The 16209-nt window shown below is 42.7% G+C and carries 15 protein-coding genes, 1 tRNA gene and 1 riboswitch; of the genes, 12 read left to right on the forward strand and 4 right to left on the reverse strand.

Going from position 1 to position 16209, the window contains the following annotated elements:
* The first annotated feature begins 10 nt into the window (after positions 1-10).
* From A11Q_RS05235 to A11Q_RS05285, 11 genes are all read left to right on the forward strand, one after another.
* Entirely contained in the window at positions 11-1387 is a 1377-nt protein-coding gene (locus A11Q_RS05235) for an ATP-binding protein (RefSeq protein WP_015469750.1), read from the forward strand.
* A 44-nt stretch (positions 1388-1431) separates the two neighbouring features.
* Positions 1432-1505 (forward strand) — tRNA-Cys (locus tag A11Q_RS05240).
* Positions 1506-1616: 111 nt separating this feature from the next.
* The gene (locus A11Q_RS05245) at positions 1617-2882 is read left to right on the forward strand and encodes an NAD(P)/FAD-dependent oxidoreductase (protein WP_015469751.1); all 1266 of its coding nucleotides are present in this window, start codon (positions 1617-1619) and stop codon (positions 2880-2882) included.
* A gap of 2 nt (positions 2883-2884) precedes the next feature.
* Positions 2885-3223 (forward strand): DUF1904 family protein, encoded by a 339-nt coding sequence (locus A11Q_RS05250; RefSeq protein ID WP_015469752.1) that lies wholly within the window; start codon positions 2885-2887, stop codon positions 3221-3223.
* Positions 3224-3230: 7 nt separating this feature from the next.
* On the forward strand, positions 3231-4766 hold the full coding sequence (locus A11Q_RS05255; protein WP_015469753.1) for a RecQ family ATP-dependent DNA helicase: 1536 nt from the start codon (positions 3231-3233) through the stop codon (positions 4764-4766).
* A 77-nt stretch (positions 4767-4843) separates the two neighbouring features.
* Positions 4844-5425 (forward strand): biotin transporter BioY, encoded by a 582-nt coding sequence (locus A11Q_RS05260; protein WP_015469754.1) that lies wholly within the window; start codon positions 4844-4846, stop codon positions 5423-5425.
* Positions 5426-5514: 89 nt separating this feature from the next.
* Entirely contained in the window at positions 5515-6585 is a 1071-nt protein-coding gene (locus tag A11Q_RS05265; protein WP_015469755.1) for a putative zinc-binding metallopeptidase, read from the forward strand.
* Between the two features lies 1 nt (position 6586).
* On the forward strand, positions 6587-7588 hold the full coding sequence (locus tag A11Q_RS05270) for a D-alanine--D-alanine ligase family protein (RefSeq protein ID WP_015469756.1): 1002 nt from the start codon (positions 6587-6589) through the stop codon (positions 7586-7588).
* Positions 7589-7805: 217 nt separating this feature from the next.
* Positions 7806-8633, forward strand: a complete 828-nt coding sequence (locus tag A11Q_RS05275; protein ID WP_015469757.1) for a protein-glutamine glutaminase family protein — start codon at positions 7806-7808, stop codon at positions 8631-8633.
* Between the two features lie 54 nt (positions 8634-8687).
* Positions 8688-10673, forward strand: coding sequence for a M13 family metallopeptidase (locus A11Q_RS05280; protein WP_015469758.1), 1986 nt, complete (start codon positions 8688-8690; stop codon positions 10671-10673).
* A gap of 325 nt (positions 10674-10998) precedes the next feature.
* The gene (locus A11Q_RS05285; protein WP_015469759.1) at positions 10999-12759 is read left to right on the forward strand and encodes a S8 family serine peptidase; all 1761 of its coding nucleotides are present in this window, start codon (positions 10999-11001) and stop codon (positions 12757-12759) included.
* A 346-nt stretch (positions 12760-13105) separates the two neighbouring features.
* On the opposite strand, the gene A11Q_RS05290 is transcribed toward A11Q_RS05285, so the two are convergent.
* Together A11Q_RS05290 and A11Q_RS05295 are read right to left on the reverse strand one after the other, a co-directional pair.
* Positions 13106-13549, reverse strand: a complete 444-nt coding sequence (locus tag A11Q_RS05290; protein ID WP_015469760.1) for an RDD family protein — start codon at positions 13547-13549, stop codon at positions 13106-13108.
* Positions 13550-13573: 24 nt separating this feature from the next.
* Positions 13574-14176, reverse strand: coding sequence for a hypothetical protein (locus A11Q_RS05295; RefSeq protein ID WP_015469761.1), 603 nt, complete (start codon positions 14174-14176; stop codon positions 13574-13576).
* 170 nt (positions 14177-14346) lie between these two features.
* Positions 14347-14444: riboswitch (purine riboswitch) on the forward strand.
* Between A11Q_RS05295 and A11Q_RS05300 the strand changes: the two genes are divergently transcribed.
* The gene (locus A11Q_RS05300) at positions 14436-14927 is read left to right on the forward strand and encodes an HNH endonuclease (protein WP_015469762.1); all 492 of its coding nucleotides are present in this window, start codon (positions 14436-14438) and stop codon (positions 14925-14927) included. Its footprint overlaps the riboswitch before it by 9 nt.
* Here A11Q_RS05300 and A11Q_RS05305 read toward each other — a convergent pair whose 3' ends face one another.
* Together A11Q_RS05305 and A11Q_RS05310 are read right to left on the reverse strand one after the other, a co-directional pair.
* Positions 14928-15206: a peptidylprolyl isomerase gene (locus A11Q_RS05305; protein WP_015469763.1), complete on the reverse strand. Its 279-nt coding sequence runs from the start codon at positions 15204-15206 to the stop codon at positions 14928-14930. It abuts the gene before it with no gap.
* Between the two features lie 12 nt (positions 15207-15218).
* Complete coding sequence (locus A11Q_RS05310; RefSeq protein ID WP_235044644.1) at positions 15219-16208, reverse strand: NAD(P)H-dependent flavin oxidoreductase; 990 nt, start codon at positions 16206-16208, stop codon at positions 15219-15221.
* Position 16209: the final 1 nt, after the last annotated feature.

Raw genomic sequence — 16209 nt, forward strand, 5'->3', positions numbered from 1 at the left:
GGCGATACACATGAAGCTGAAGTCTTTAATTCAAAACGGGACTAAATTAGAAGTTGCTGAAGTCGAGATCGAATTGATTCCAGGGATTCCTCAAATACATTTCTTAGGTCTTCCCGATAGGCTCATAAAAGAAAGTTTTTATAGAATTAAGTCCGCTTTAAAAAACTCGGGCTATAAATTCCCGCTGACAAATCAGATCATTGTGAATATTAAGCCGAATCACTTACGTAAAAGTTCACGCGGAGTAGAGCTGGCTGTGGCTCTCGGGATTTTATTGAAAACAGGCCAGATCGAGTCATCACGTGTTGATACGTCATGGGTTTTGTACGGAGAGCTGGGCTTGGATGGCAGTATCTATGAGCCTTCGGATCTGGTGCAAAATCTATTTATCTTAAATGATCAAATGGTATTGACGGGTAAAGGCAGTGGAGTGCCGAAATGCTACAGACTGGAAAGTTTGAATAGTGGTGAAATTCATTTCACTTCACAGGACAGAGTGTATCAGCGTCCGAAAAAAGGTTTAGAGAGACTCTATTCTGAAGAGGAAGCAGAGTTTTTATTTTTAGCGGCGACAAGTGGTTTACATGTCCTTCTGGCCGGAGACTCAGGAGCAGGTAAGACCACTTTAGCCCATTCATTAAGATCTTTTCTTCGGGAGCCAGAGGAGAATGTCCGTCTGAGCGAAGATCAGTGGCGGCCGTTAGTAGCCCCGCACCACAGCATCACTCCCGCCGCCTTTTTGGGTGGAGGTGGAAATCTTTATGAAGGCGAGCTCGAGCGCTCTATTGGTGGAATGCTTTTGTTAGATGAGTTTTTAGAATTCGATGCGGACGTATTAGAAAGTCTGCGGGGGCCGATGGAGGGAGGCACCTTAAGATTGACCCGAGCTTCAGCGGTGCGGGAGGTTTCGTTGCAGGTGCAAGTGGTGGCGACGACTAATCTGTGTCCCTGTGGGCAGTGGACACCATTTAAGGTTCAACTGAGCTGTCGTTTTTCTAGAACGCGCTGTCGGCGTTATGTGGAACGTCTTTCAGGGCCACTCGTTGAGCGGTTTGGGATTTTATACTTTGTTAAGCCCATGGTAAAAAGACAGATCACAGGGCATCAGATTCTACAGAGGATTCAAAGAGTCCGGCGCTTTTTAAGTCAATGCGGTCAACAGTCATTTCGGGACGTGGGGCTACTAGAATCGTATTATCGCCATCTCAATACCCGTAGGCGGAACTACTTGCGCCGGATAGCCACAGTCTATGCTTTGGATAGACTCTCTTCAAGTGCTCAAGGAACAAGCGGATTGAAGGGGGTTCAGCTTAATAACGGGGACTATAATAGGGCTGAAAGCTGGACGCTTCGCCCATTTGAGGAGCTAGAAAAGGGCATGAGTTGACTTAAAATCACTTGTCTTTTAGGTTAGTTCTTACCTTTCGAGATGGTGACGTGGCCGAGGGGTTAGGCAAGGCTCTGCAAAAGCTTTTACGGGGGTTCAAGTCCCTCCGTCACCTCCAAATAATTCCCTATCCAAAATTTCGAACATGCGTCTTGGTTGGGATTGATTGTCCCCATATCCCAACTGTGCTTCAATCAGTCCATAACAATTTAGGTGATGTAATCAAATTATGGCAGCAAATGAAGTTTCCAATTTAAAAGCAGATGTTCTGATCGTCGGGGCCGGAGTGATCGGGTTGGCCTGTGCTTATGAACTCAGTCGTGCCGGAGCAAAAGTCGTCGTGATCGACAAGTTCGAGCCGGGTTATGGTTGTTCTTACGGAAATGCCGGTTGGATCACGCCGTGTTTTGCTATGCCTCTGCCGATGCCGGGGATGTTGTTAAAATCTTTTAAATGGTTACTCGATCCGGAAAGCCCGTTGTATATCAAACCCGAATTAAATCCGACACTGATCAGTTGGCTTCTTTCTTTTATGGCGTCGATGACTCAGAAAAAAATGCTCTCTTCTGTCGATGCACTCACGCAAATTTCAGTTCAAAGTTTAAAGCTCTATCAGGAGCTGGCAGCGAAAACCGACAAGTCGTTTTCGTTTGAACAAAAAGGTCTGTTGATGGTGGCGCAGTCCCATGACGGGTTAAAATATGCACGTCAAGAGATGGAACTGGTTTCCCGTAACGGAATCCCTGGGAAATTAATGATGGAAGACGAGACCCGCGCGTTTGAGCCTTCGCTAACGAAGCGAATCAAGGGCAGTGTCTTCTTCAGTCAAGAAGCCCATGCCGAACCATTGCAGGTGACGCAAACCTTAGCGCACGAGGCGCAGAAACTGGGCGCAGTTATTTTGCCGAAAACAGAAGTGATTGATTTCCAACTTTCACCAAAAGGCATTGCCTCCGCTCGCACCACGCGCGGGATTTTTGAAGCCGATCAATTTGTATTAGCAACGGGGGCTTGGTCCCATCATCTGGGGCAAACACTGAAGCTGAAAATTCCAGTACTCGGTGGAAAGGGTTACGCCATTATCACGGACCCGCTTGAGGTAAATCCGCAGCGTCCGATGATGCTAGTCGAAAAGAAAGTAGCGGTGACTCCGCGTAATGGAACTCTGCGCTTAGCTGGAACACTAGAGCTCGTTAATCAGGATGAGACCTTCACGACTCGGCGGGTAGAGGCGATTGTTCGCGGCGCACGGGAATTTATGAATGTGCCCGAGACGATTCGCTATCACGAAATTTGGCGTGGGCTGCGTCCGTGCACTCCGGATGGTGTTCCGGTCATCGGTCGGACAGCTCGATATCCGAATTTGTTATTAGCGACGGGTCACCAGATGCTAGGACTTCAATCTGCAACTGGTACTGGAAAATTGATTGCGGATCTGGCGCTGGGAAAAACTCCTGATATAGATCCAAAGCCATTCCGTGCGGATAGGTTTTAATTATGCCCCATATACGTATTCGCTCTTTAAGTGATTCTGCTGTTCAAGATTTAAGTGCATCACTTCCAACTGAGCTAGCGAAGATCTTAAACACACCGGAAGATAATTTTACGATCGAAAAAATAGCCACCACTTTTTATCGTCATGGAAAATCATTACCAGATGGTGAAGGGGACCCGATGATTGAGTTTCTGTGGTTTGATCGTGGTTCTGAAATTCGTGATGCTGCTGCCAAAAAGGTGACCGATTTGGTTCGACAGCACACCACCTCTGAGTATATTGCGGTGGTATTCGCCAATCTTCCACCAGATCATTATTATGAAAATGGAGTGAAGTTTTAAAAGCTCTATGGACTTGCACGCTCAACTTAAAAAATCATTTAATCTCGAGCAATTCCGCCTAGGGCAGCAAGATATTATTCAATCCGTGTTAACCAATAAAGACACATTGGCTGTTCTTCCGACAGGCGGAGGGAAGTCTTTGTGTTATCAGCTTCCAGCAGTCTACCTAAATAAATTAGTGATTGTGATTTCACCACTGATTGCACTGATGAAAGATCAAGTGTCGGCTCTACAGAAAAAAGGTATTCCGGCCGGAGCCTTATTTTCTGGCCAAAGTGAAGATGAAAAAAGATTAGTATTTTCCCAAATCAATCAGGGCGGAGTTTTTGTTCTGTATTTGTCACCGGAACGTGTACAAAAAGAGGGTTTTCAAAAATGGATCCTTCAGCGTCCTCTTGCTCTTTTTGCCGTGGATGAAGCCCATTGTGTATCACAGTGGGGACATGACTTTCGCGCGGAATACTCAGAATTAAAAATTTTAAAAAAACTGCGTCCGGATGTGCCTGTTCTGGCGTTAACAGCTTCGGCAACGCCAACAGTACTGGATGACATCTCAAAAAATCTGAACATGGTAAAGCCACAGCGACTGGTGCATGGATTCTATAGACCAAATTTGTACTATCAAGTGGAAAGCTGTGAAAATGAAGACATCAAAGATGATTGGTTATTGCAAAGTATTAAGCAGTTTCCTGAAGGACGCATTTTAGTTTATTGCGGCACTCGTAAAGTGACAGAAGAAGTTGCCGAAATGTTACAAAGCAAATTTAAAAACGTCGACTACTACCATGCAGGTTTGGGGACAAAAGAGCGCACTCGTGTGCAAGAATCTTATGTGAACGGAGAGCTTCGTATTTTAGTTGCTACGAATGCTTTTGGTATGGGAATAGATCAGCCGGATGTGCGCTTAGTGGTGCATTATCAAATGCCAGCTAATATCGATGCGCTTTACCAAGAAATGGGCCGAGCGGGCCGTGACGGCAATCCATCGACGTGCTTGATGTTATATTCAAAGCGAGATAAAGGGCTTCAGTCTTATTTTATCACAAACTCTGACGCAAGACCTGAAATCAAAGATCTTAAGTGGCGTAATTTGGATGCTCTTGTCGAGTACTCAGAGGGCGGGGAATGTCGTCATGCCGAGATTCTAACCTATTACAAAGATGCGCAAAGACTTAAACGCTGCGGTCATTGCGATATTTGTGACCCACAATCGAACCGAAAAATTTTAGAGGTTCTGTCAGAAAGAAATAACTCTGTTAAATTAGTTAAGAATTCGAGTAAGAAGTATAAATTCGTAGTCGGTGAAGAGTTGACCCCTGAACAACAATTGGTGTTTAGGGCTTTAAAGGACTGGCGTAAAAATAAAGCCAATGAACTGGATGTTCCAGCCTTTGTTATTTTTGGAGATAAAACCCTACGAGAATTAGCACAAATCAATCCGCAGAGTTTAGATGAACTGCAAAATGTATATGGCATTGGCGAAGCCAAAATAGAAAAATTCGGTGTGGAAATTTTGGCTGAGCTGAAATTAGCCAGCGAGTAAATATCAGTTCAAATTTTTCTTCTTTATGTTATAAAATCAGTAAGCCGTTTTTAGCTGTAAAAGTCAGGAGCACCATTATGCAAGTAGCGACTCAAGAGTTATCTTTAATTCCGAACTTTATTATTCAACGAGGTAATACGTTACGTGATAATGCTTTATGTTTATTGGGTGGCGTGGCTTTGCTAAGTCTATTGGCACAAATCACTTTCTTTTTACCATGGACGCCAGTTCCTATTACGGGGCAGACATTTGGTGTGGCTCTGATGGCATTACTTTGGGGGCGTAAGCGCGCTGTTTTGGTGGTGCTCGGTTATATCGGGCTTGGGGGATTGGGGCTTCCTGTCTTTGCGCTAGGAAAATCAGGCTTATTGATGGGGCCGACAATGGGGTACTTGTTTGGAATGGTTGTGGCTGCATATGGTATGGGAGCCTTGGCGGATAAAGGTTGGACACGGAAGTGGTGGACATCCTACTTAGCCGCTTTCATTGGAAGTGTAATTACTTTTACATTCGGTTTATTGGTTCTCTCTATTTTTCTACCGAAAGAAAGCCTGCTGATGGCAGGACTATTTCCATTTTTACCGGGCGATCTTGTTAAGACACTTCTTGCCAGTTCGATTGCCTACAAGGTTCAAAAGAATAAATCTGGTAGAAAATAAAGAATTTCTCTAGACGAAAATGGGGTTTCCCCTTGATGTTGTATTGAAAGCAGCTTTACTTAAGTGGAAGCTTCTTTGATACTGACTCTATGGCAAAAGGCAGCGAAGTATCAGCAAAATCGATGACGACATCGACAGTGGCGCCAGACTGGTCCAATTATACAGACGAAGAAATTTTAAAATTTCGTTTTAAAGACCTGAAGCTTTCCATTGCGGGGACAGAGGTTGAAGAGCGTGTGAAGCAGCTTTATGCCGAAATGGAAGCGAAAGGTCTTAGTTTTCGTCCTCAGATCTTTCTAGGGGATGAGTGGTTTAGCCCTGAGGGAATGAACGCGATCTCGATTCCATTTTATTTGGCTCACAGCCGACTTAAGAGTCTAGAGAAAAATTTGATGTTAGACGTAGAAGGTGGAAATGCAGAGTGGTTCATGCGGCTTCTGCGCCACGAAGCTGGTCATTGCTTTGACCATTGCTATCGATTTTCTAAAAGAAAAAAATGGCATCAGGTTTTTGGTTCTCCAAACGAAGAATATCAACCCGATACGTATAGACCACAACCTTACAGTAAAAGCTATGTGAAGCACTTAGATAACTGGTATGCGCAGGCTCACCCTGATGAGGATTTTGCAGAAACCTTTGCCGTATGGCTTGATCCCAATCGCGATTGGAAGAAAGAGTACGGCAGATGGCCTGTAGCACTTGGTAAATTAGAGTATATGCAAAGTTTAGCGCAAGAAAGCGTGAAACTGAAAGACCATTCCGAAAAAGGTCGCCTTCCGAGTTCGGTGAAGAACTTAACGACAACACTGGATAAATATTATCAAAAGCGCCGTCGTGAGCAGGCAGATGAGTATCCTGATTTCTACGATAGTGATCTTCGGAAGATTTTTAATGGAGACGAAAGTCTTTCAAAACGTGAGTTTTCAGCAGGACGCTTTATGAATCGTAATCGTAAAGCAATTGTGACTTCAGTCGCATGGGCGACTAGTGAAAGAAAATTCACTATCGATAAATTAGTAAGAAGACTTGTCGAGCGCTGTACACAGCTAGAGTTACGTTTAGGAAAAAGTGAAACGCAGACGACGATGGAAGTAGCCAGCTTCTTAACAGGTTTAGTGATGAACTATCTTTTTACAGGAAAGTTTAAAAGAAAGGTTTAGTGTGAGGGCTTTAAAAATTTTGCTTCTATTTGATCTTTCCGTAAATATTCCAACGGAAGAGTATGGTGAGTACTGGAAGACTCCTGACTGGAAAACTGAAAAAGATGTGAAGGATGCACTGACTCGTTTAGGGCATGAAGTGATTCCTTTAGGAATACATAATGATATCGAACATCTTTTGAAAACAGTTCAAGTGCTGAAGCCTGATTTAGTATTTAACTTGAGTGAAGCTTTTAATGGGAACAGAGACTTTGAACCCAATATGGCAGCCCTCATGCAATTGATCGGTGTGCCATTTACAGGAACGGGGCCACTAGGGCTTCAGTTGTGTAAAGATAAAGGACTGACAAAAGTTATTTTAAGCCATCATCGCATTCGTACGCCACGTTTTTTAGTGGCGAAAAAATCTCATCCTTTACGTTCGCTCAAAAAGTTTCAATTTCCAGCCTTTGTTAAACCATTACAGCTAGAGTCATCAGAGGGAATTTCACAACTTTCCTATGTTGAAAATGAAAAGGATGCTCTAGCCCGAGTGAAGTATATTCACGAGCGTTTGGAAGTAGATGCGATTGTGGAAGAGTTTATTGATGGACGTGAGCTCTATGTGGGTATCTTGGGAAATGAAAAGTTAACTGTATTTCCACCACGTGAGCTCTTTTTTAAAGAAGTGCCGGATGATGAACCTAAGTTCGCGACATTTCGTAGTAAATGGGATCAAGAGTATCGTAAAAAATGGGGTATTGATTCTGGATGGGCTGCCTCTATGCCCGAAGCTATGCAGAAAAAATTGAATGAGACATGTAAGAAAATATATCGTCTACTGCACATTCAAGGTTATGGACGTATTGATTTGCGCGTAAAAGAAAACGGCGAAATTTACTTCATTGAAGCCAATCCCAATCCTTCTATCTCAAAAAGCGAAGACTTCGCCTTATCAGCAGGTAAAGCTGACCTCAGCTACGATGATTTGATGGCGAAAATCATTTCCTTAGCTATGTCATAAGCTATGCCATAAACCATGTCATAAGCTACATCGGAGCTATTTGCTAAAAAGCAGATATAGAAAAATTACCTAGTTCAAGTGAACTGCCGCCGAGTTCTGGGGCTAGGAAGCATTATAAAAGGCGTATAAAAGCCTCGAATGGAGTTCGTGGAATTCTATTGCTTTGTATAAGTCTGATCCATTAAAAGTAGGCCATTCGCTAAAATGGGGATGGTGTATGGCGCAAGTCAAAAAAATTACGACGTTGATGCTTCTGATGCTGGCTTTTTCGTTATCCGGTTGGGCTCAAATTCCCGAGGCTCCTTCTGCGGTGCGCTTACCTCATGAAGATTACACCACAAAAATTCTTCAATTCATTTCCATTAAAGAGTCCGATGAGCCATCAGATAATCAATACGGTGCTAACGACACGATTGATCGCCGATCCGTTATGAACTCTGCTGTTGCATTGAACGAGACCGATGTACAAGCCATTCAAGAGTGGCCAAGTGATCAAGATTTTTCAAAATATTTTACAGAAATTCGCGATGAGCGATTTATGGAAACAGAGTCAGAATTCCCTCGTCGGTCTACATGGCTTTATCCAGATGATGGATGTTATGCGCGCGCTGCTATTTCTAACTCGCGTTCAGAAGCTATGGGCTTACCTGCGCCAAGTCGTGTCTTTGTGTTTGGTAACTTAAATGTGAAGACGGCGAATTCTTTGTGGGGGAGTGTGACATGGTGGTACCATGTGGCAGTTTCTTATCGCATTCAAGATGTCGTTTATATAATAGATCCTTCAGTAGATCCTTTAAAACCATTGCCATTAGAAGAGTGGTTGAACTTTATGGGTGATAGTTCGCAGATGCAAGTGGCCTTTTGTTCCGCGGGGGCCTACAGTCCAAACTCTAGTTGTTTAAATGCTGAGCCACTGTCTTATGAGCAGTCGCTACAGGCTCAGAAGCCATTTCTAAGATATGAGTGGAAAAGACTACAGGATCTAGGCCGAGATCCTGAAAGCGAGCTGGGCGATAACCCGCCATGGGGCCGAACGATTCACTGATGCTGGACAGTCCTATGTGAAAGTGCTGCAATGTAGACTTCAAAAGAGGTCTACATGAAGAAAAGTATTTCATTTGTTGCAGTGTCTTTGATTGGTCTAAATTTATTAGCAGCGGAACCCAGTTCCGAGATTCCAGCAAAGCGTGAATTCCCATTAAATGATAAAATCAATCCCTGTACTGATTTCCATCAGTATGTTTGTTCTCAAGCTGAGGCGTCTTTTAAGTTAAGACCTGATCGCAGTTCGCATACATTTTCATTTAACGATTCTTCTGAGCGTATCTTAGAAGCGAAGAAAAAGTTTTTTGCTAACATTGATAAACAGAAAAAGCTCAATGCGCGTTCCCTACAAATTAAGAGTAATTATCAAGCTTGTATGAATGCTCAGCAAGGGGCGATCAGCGAAACTAAAGAACTACAAAAAGTGGTAAAAGAAATTCGCGCCTTAAAATCAGTGAAAGATTTCTCTGATTATCAAACACGTCAGATTTCCTTGGGCCGTCCAAGCATTTTGAGTTTCTTTGCTTACTCGAATCAAGATAACCCTAAAATCAATGATGCTTTTATTATGTTGGAATTAATGAATTTGCCAGAACATTCGTATTATGAAGATGCGAAGTTGATGGCGGATTATCGCCAGTTAATTATTGATTTCTTTACGATTGCAGAGCCTAAGTTAAGCTCAGAACAGCTTGCGGCTAAAGCAGACGGAATTATCGCTTTAGAAAAGGAATTTATTAAGACGTATCCATTGCCAGAGGTGAGACGTCAGCGTTGGTCAGAAAAAAGACAGGAAACACAAAAAGACTTCTTGACGAAATACCCAGATTTCCGTGTTGAGTCTTTGTTAGCACGTATCCCAAAAAATACATTGATGTCGAATCCAGTTCCAGAGGCTTTAGATTTTTACAACCAAGCTTTGAAAACTAATCAGTTAGATGTGTTAAAAGATATGTACATCTACAGTGTAGGAAGTGCGTTACTGGACGACAGTAATCCAGCTTACTTCAACAAACAATTTCAGTTCAGCCACACCTACTTAGGTGGGCCGGCAGAAAGATCGGAACGTGCTGAACGCTGTACACGTCGTGTGATGCGCTCGTTTCCTAAAGAGTTAGATCAGCTTTTAATTGATGAGTTATTCCCTCATTTTCCAACTGATAAATTTAAAGCGGTAGCGCAAAAGATCAGAGAAAGTATTATCAGCGGCATGAAGTCTAACACATGGTTGGAACCAGAAACTCGCCGTAAAGCAATTCTGAAAATCGAAAAAGCCAAACTCTATTTAGTTAAGCCGGAAAATAGTAAAGAGTGGGACTTCTTGCCGGTGCAGAAGTATTCCAGTACGAATCGTATAGAGAACAGCTACATTCAGAACAGAGCCTATTACAATAAATATCTTAAAAGCTTTAAAGAAGGTGCAAATCTGGAAGCTTGGGATATGGGGCCACTTACAGTAAATGCGTACTACGATCCATCAGCAAACAAGTTCGTCATGCCAATGGGGATATTACAATATCCATTTTTTAACAGTGAAGGTGACTTGATTGAAAATTTAGGTGCAGTGGGAGCTGTGATCGGACACGAGTTAGGTCATGGTATTGATGATCAGGGTTCGCGCTACGATGAAGATGGAAAATTAAATCAGTGGATGACGATGAAAGACCTGAAAGAGTTTTCAACACGCGGTTCTCGTCTTGTCGCTCAGTTTGATAAAGCGGGTCACAATGGTCGTCTGACGTTAGGTGAAAATATCGGTGATTTAGTTGGATTGACGTTTGCTTATCAAGCAGCATTCCCTGATCCCGCTCAGGCCAAAAAAGAGGATCAAAAACGTCTGTTTGTGGCCTATGCACGTCTGTGGTGCGAAGTAAACTTGCCTAAAGCAGAAGAGCAACAGTTGAAAACAGATCCACATGCTTTAGGCCGTGCACGCATTAATGAGCAAGTGAAGCATCAACAGGGATTTGCAGAGGCCTTTAACTGTAAGAAGGGTGACAAGATGGTTTTACCTGATTCCGAGCGAGTTCATATTTGGTAAGGATAGAATTCAGTTAGATAGCTTATGGGGCGTTGCGACAAAGACGCCCTTTTTTTTTGCCTAGAATTTAGTTTTTCACATAAAAATCTTTTATATCACACCTAAACAGCCATTATTTTTCGATCTGGAATGCCCTTATTTTTTAGTTGAGTGCCATTTTGGAACCTCTGGTTCCATGACAGATAATTTCACTTTTTGTTCTCTGGCTAAGTGATTGAAATTTCATAAAAAAATAATTTTGCATTGCTTGTCATAATAAGCTTGAATCGCCCCGTACCAGACTTAGATCTGGATAAACTTAGAAAACCTAAGGAAAGAGGGGAATATGAAATTAGCATCTTTAATAGCAAGTTTACTTTTGCTAGCTAGTTTTGCTCAAGCCAAGGATCGTTATCTTGTTCTTTTTAAAAGTGAACAAGGCTATCAGGCAATGGAGACTTACTTCGCAAGAGCTGAGTCTGGTGCAGGAATGCAGAAAGCATTACCTCACGTTCAAGGTATCGTGTTGCAATCTGATAATGCAGCCTTGATCAATCGTTTAAAAAGTCACCCAGAAGTAGCTGTGGTTGAAAAAGAAACGTTCACTCCAGTTCCTAAACCAGTAAATGGTTTTAAAATTTCTCGTGTAGATATCAAAGAAAAAAGACGTAAAAAAAGACGCTTTACAAAACCACAAGCTCCTCAAACTGTTGAGCAAGTTGTACAAGTTCCAGATTTCAAAGCTGGTGATGCAACTCCGTGGGGTATCTTAGCAGTAAATGCTGGTGATGCATGGTCTGATTCAGGTGCAGGCGTTAACTCTCGCGTTCTAGTTTTAGATACAGGTGTTGATGAAGATCATCCGGCATTATCTGAAAATTTTGAAAAAGGTAAAAACTTCGTGGCAGGAACAGATGGCCGCGTTGATGAAACTGATTACACAGATCGCGATGGTCACGGTACACACTGTGCTGGTACAGTTCTAGGTGTTTACAATGAACGCACTGGTTTCACGGGTGTTGCTCCGAAAGCTAAATTACTTGCTGGCCGTGTTTGTGGCGAGCAAGGTTGCAGTAATATCGCAGTAGCTGAAGGTATCAACTGGGGTATCGAAGAGAATGTTGACGTGATCAGCATGTCTTTAGGTGGACCAGGTGGATCAGCAATGCAAAGACAGGCCGTTGAAAACGCTGATCGCCAAGGTATCTCGGTAGTGGCTGCTTCTGGTAATGGTGCTGCTGAACAAAATTACTCTCCAGATAAAACTAATCCTAAATGTGGCGCTGGCGGATTCTTCAGTCCAAATCTTTGTGGCGTAAGCTTCCCAGCTGCATTCCCAACAGTAGTGGCTGTAGGTGCGTTGAAATCTGATCTAGAAAGAGCGGATTTCTCTCAATGGGGTCCAGAGTTAGATATCACAGCACCAGGTGCTGCGGTTCTTTCTTCAATCCCAGTTGGTTCTGGTCGTGACAGTGTTGTTGAAATCGAAGTTAACGATTCAAATAAAGATGCGGCTGTTAAAAGACGTATTAAGAGTGCTGGTTTCAGCGGTACAGAATTATTCCAAACTCCTATCTTCAAAACTCTAGTGGCTATCCCAGGAATGGGCCGCACTACTGACTACGAAGGTTTAGATGTTGAAGGAAAACTAGTTCTGATCAGCCGTGGTGAGATCACATTTGCTGAAAAAGTTAAAAATGCGATCACTGCAAAAGCTGCAGGCGTGTTGATCTACAACAATGCTCCAGGTCTTATCCAAGGAAGCTTGGGCGAAGATGGTACATTGTTAAATATCCCTGTTGTTATGATCGAACAAGCTGATGGTGTGGCTTTAGCTGAAGGTCTACAAGGCGGAGCAACAGTTTGGACTGCGGTTTCTTTAGTTCCTGCTGATTATGCACAATTCGATGGAACTTCAATGGCAACTCCTCACGTAGCCGGTGTTGTTGCATTGATGAAATCAGCGAATAAAAAGTTAACTCCAGCACAAGTACGTAGCATCTTGTCTGAGACAGCTCGTCCACTTTCACCAAATGATACAAACCAATTTGGTGCAGGTTTGGTTCAAGCTGATATCGCTGTAAGAAAAGCGTTGTTAGCGCAATAATATATAAGTTCTGATTATCTGAAATAGATAAAGGTAAGGGCAGTTGAGAAACTGCCCTTTTTTATTTTGTAAACTTCCTTAAACTGTTCCCTTAAATTGTTGTTAAAAAAATCTAGGGGCTTAGTTTCTTTAAAGAATTTAGTCTTTTAGTGGTGCGGCACTTTGTTTGTATTTCTGAATGGAGGCGGCCCAGTAAGTATATCCGAAGTTCGGATCTTCTATTGGCAGGACGGATGCAGAACAGAGCCATAGAACAAAATCGTAGAATAAGGTCTTACCATTAGCCGGACACCATTGCTGACCGGCATAAATCGTTTTTTCCCTAACAACAATTTAAGGGGCCAGTTTAGATATTCTTTAGGACTTCTTTAAAATGATCTTTCCAAACCACAAAATAATTCAAATCGGCTGACTCGCGATCAATCACAATGGATTCGCTGAGCATATCGTGTAGGGCTTGGCGCTTTTTAGTGAAGACCTGCATGATATATCCGATGTAACAGACCAGCGCTGAAAGAAATCTCAAAAGATGGCGTATTAGGGCGGCTTTGAAAGAAAGGCGCTCTCCTTGTTCGGATAAAACCACGATTCCCATAAGAGCTTTTCCTGGAGTTGCGCTCATAATAGAAGACTCAAAGACAGGGTAGTACAGAATTCCCAGAATGACATTCATGCTGATGCTGATTCCAAAGTGCCGAATAGCTCCACCTGCTAACAGGCCGGGAATAGCTAAGATGACAGCGTCAATCATATAGGCAACAAATCGGCGCCAGAATCCTGTATAGTTCACGAGTCCTCCTTAATAGAGACGTTGTTACAAAGACGTCGAGATATAAATCTGATAGTCCTGTGTATCGAGTTTATTGTAATAACTGTCGACACGCGAGTCATTGGCGTAAGCAGCACCTTTAATTGTATCAAACTGATTAAGTGTGTACTGGCCGCCAATAGACAAGAACGGCAATATGTTAAATTGCAATCCGGCTTGGAATGCAGGACCGGCTAATTTAAAGGCCGGCTGAGACGTGAGTTCTTTCACTTCTAACTCATTAAACAAAGTGCTGCCTAAAAAGACTTTAATTAAACCGCGTGAGTTGACTCCGATTTGTACAGCCAGTGATTGATGTGAAAAGTCAGCTTTATCATTTTGGGGGCTCAGTTCTGCTTTGCCCGTAGCGTATTCGCCAGCAAGGTTAACATCGATACCAATAGCACTGCGGTAGCCAAACTTTAAACCAAAGCTAGGGGTTGAGATACGCACGTCTGAACTTGCAGAGTTTAAATCTGTGAATTGTACTTTTTCACTTCTATAGCCAATAGAGGGTTCTAAAAAGACAGAGTTTCCAAAGATACCAGCAGTTGCACTGCCTGCTGATAAAAACAACACCGTTGTCAGAGCTAGGGAATAAAGACGCATAACAGACTCCTTAAGAAAAATGATCTGGCGAAATTTTCTGAAACATTCTTTTCATGTCTATGTATACATGAGTACGTAATACTATAGATAAATAGTATCTTTCGGCTGTTATTCCAAGTTTTTAGTGTGTCGCGTAAAAAGAATTCGCTTGAAATACGAATGTGATTTGGTGTTAATAGCCCTGCAACTCATTTATAAGCGGGTAATAGGGTCCCGCGTTTCTACCAGGCGCCGTAAATGTCTGACTAACGGAGTATATATGAAATTCAAGTCTGTCTTGAGTCTTGTTCTAGGTCTGATCCTTGTAACGTCAACCGCTCTTGCTGGTGAAAGATTTCCCACGGAGCCCATCGAAAGTGTAACTCCAGGTTCTTTGTGTGAAGATTCACCGATCCGCCGTTACCCAGAAGGTATTGTTTACTGTGAGCGCGATGTCGATACACAGTTAAAACGCGATATCATCAAAATGTATGATGAACGTTTTGGATTCAGTATTCGTCAGATGAATCGTATGGATTTCAAAATTGATCACTTTATTCCATTGAGCTTGGGTGGCAGTAACGATATCGAGAATTTATGGCCACAACACAAAAGTGTCTATGAAGTGACTGACGAATTAGAGCATCTATTAAGTCGTAAAATCTCTTCAGGCGCTATCAAGCAAGTTGAGGCTGTGCGCGTGATCAAAGAAGCTAAACACAATTTAGACCGCGTTCCTGAACTCATGCACTACGTTGAAGGGCTTGAGTAGTTACTTCAATCTTTTAATAATGTGAAAACCAAAGCGGGTTTTTAGAGGGGTTTTTGATACCTGCTCTGGTTTTAAAAGCAGAACTGCTTCTTCAAAATCTGGGTCTGCCTTCCCAAATGGAATTGGGCCAAGGTCTCCGCTACTCTTTGAAGAGCTGCAACTGGAATATTTACGAGCAAGTTCTTCAAAGGATTTTCCTTCAGCTAGCTTTCTAAGGATATCTTCTGCCTCATGGCGTGTGGGCAGAAGAATATGGGCCGCGTGATACGTTTCTTTCATTAAATCTAGTCTTTATTGAGTTAGCCGTGGTGTATTCGCCAAGGTTTCTTCATATTCGGTTACTAATTTACGAATAATCTCTTCACAGGAAAGAATTTCTTCAATAAGTCCTACAGATTGTCCAGCGCTCCAAACTGTCTTCCATGATGGGCCAGTGGCAGCTTCTTCTAATGCCTTTGAGCCAAGGAAATGAATAATTGGAACGATATATTTTTTAGTGAGCTTTTGGTTTTTTAACGCTTTCATATACCAAGGCAGATCAAGTCCAATGCGTTCAATATAAGGCGTTTTAATGACAGCAGCAGGTGTTCCCGAGAGACGAGTGGTCATCACAATATCTTCAGGTGAAGATTTGACGATAGCGTCTTTATAGGCTGAATCAATAGTCGCTTCTTTCGAGGCGATAAAACGCGTTCCGACACTTACGGCAGAAGCGCCCAGCGTCAGCATGGACGCCATGGTCGCGCCATCTGCAATACCTCCAGCGGCAATAACAGGGATATCCAATTGTTTTTGCAACCAGCTCACTAAAACGATCGGAGAAATCGGCCCCGCATGTCCGCCAGCACCAGCACCAACGGCAATAACACCATCGGCTCCAAGGTCTTGAACTTTTTTAGCGTGTTCAAGATTGATGACATCACAGATAACTTTCGCTCCTTGGCGATGGGCTTCATAGATGACGTCCTTGGGTGAGCCTAAAGATGTAATAAACAGATCGACTCCGTGATCTAATGCGGCCTTTAAATCCTGCGTTGATCGTGAATTACTTTTGTTAACAATGATATTCACACCAATAGGTTTTTTGGTGCGGGATTTGATTTCTTTAACAGCTTCTGCAAATTTTTCTGCAGGACGAAAATTTAAAGAGGGCATGGTTCCAATTCCACCAGCTTCGCTAATAGCGACGACCATGTCTGGATTAGAGACAAGGAACATAGGGGCACCGATAATCGGGTATTGAATATTCATCATTTTTGTAAAAGCTGTTTCAATTTTCATA

The organism is Pseudobdellovibrio exovorus JSS (assembly GCF_000348725.1).
GTDB lineage: Bacteria > Bdellovibrionota > Bdellovibrionia > Bdellovibrionales > Bdellovibrionaceae > Pseudobdellovibrio > Pseudobdellovibrio exovorus.

Coding starts and splice junctions, on each gene's coding strand:
- A11Q_RS05300 (WP_015469762.1), top strand. CDS start 14,436: ATGAAATTCAAGTCTGTCTTGAGTCTTGTTCTAGGTCTGATCCTTGTA.
- A11Q_RS05260 (WP_015469754.1), top strand. CDS start 4,844: ATGCAAGTAGCGACTCAAGAGTTATCTTTAATTCCGAACTTTATTATT.
- A11Q_RS05305 (WP_015469763.1), bottom strand. CDS start 15,206: ATGAAAGAAACGTATCACGCGGCCCATATTCTTCTGCCCACACGCCAT.
- A11Q_RS05310 (WP_235044644.1), bottom strand. CDS start 16,208: ATGAAAATTGAAACAGCTTTTACAAAAATGATGAATATTCAATACCCG.
- A11Q_RS05275 (WP_015469757.1), top strand. CDS start 7,806: ATGGCGCAAGTCAAAAAAATTACGACGTTGATGCTTCTGATGCTGGCT.
- A11Q_RS05285 (WP_015469759.1), top strand. CDS start 10,999: ATGAAATTAGCATCTTTAATAGCAAGTTTACTTTTGCTAGCTAGTTTT.
- A11Q_RS05235 (WP_015469750.1), top strand. CDS start 11: ATGAAGCTGAAGTCTTTAATTCAAAACGGGACTAAATTAGAAGTTGCT.
- A11Q_RS05295 (WP_015469761.1), bottom strand. CDS start 14,176: ATGCGTCTTTATTCCCTAGCTCTGACAACGGTGTTGTTTTTATCAGCA.
- A11Q_RS05245 (WP_015469751.1), top strand. CDS start 1,617: ATGGCAGCAAATGAAGTTTCCAATTTAAAAGCAGATGTTCTGATCGTC.
- A11Q_RS05250 (WP_015469752.1), top strand. CDS start 2,885: ATGCCCCATATACGTATTCGCTCTTTAAGTGATTCTGCTGTTCAAGAT.
- A11Q_RS05255 (WP_015469753.1), top strand. CDS start 3,231: ATGGACTTGCACGCTCAACTTAAAAAATCATTTAATCTCGAGCAATTC.
- A11Q_RS05280 (WP_015469758.1), top strand. CDS start 8,688: ATGAAGAAAAGTATTTCATTTGTTGCAGTGTCTTTGATTGGTCTAAAT.
- A11Q_RS05265 (WP_015469755.1), top strand. CDS start 5,515: ATGGCAAAAGGCAGCGAAGTATCAGCAAAATCGATGACGACATCGACA.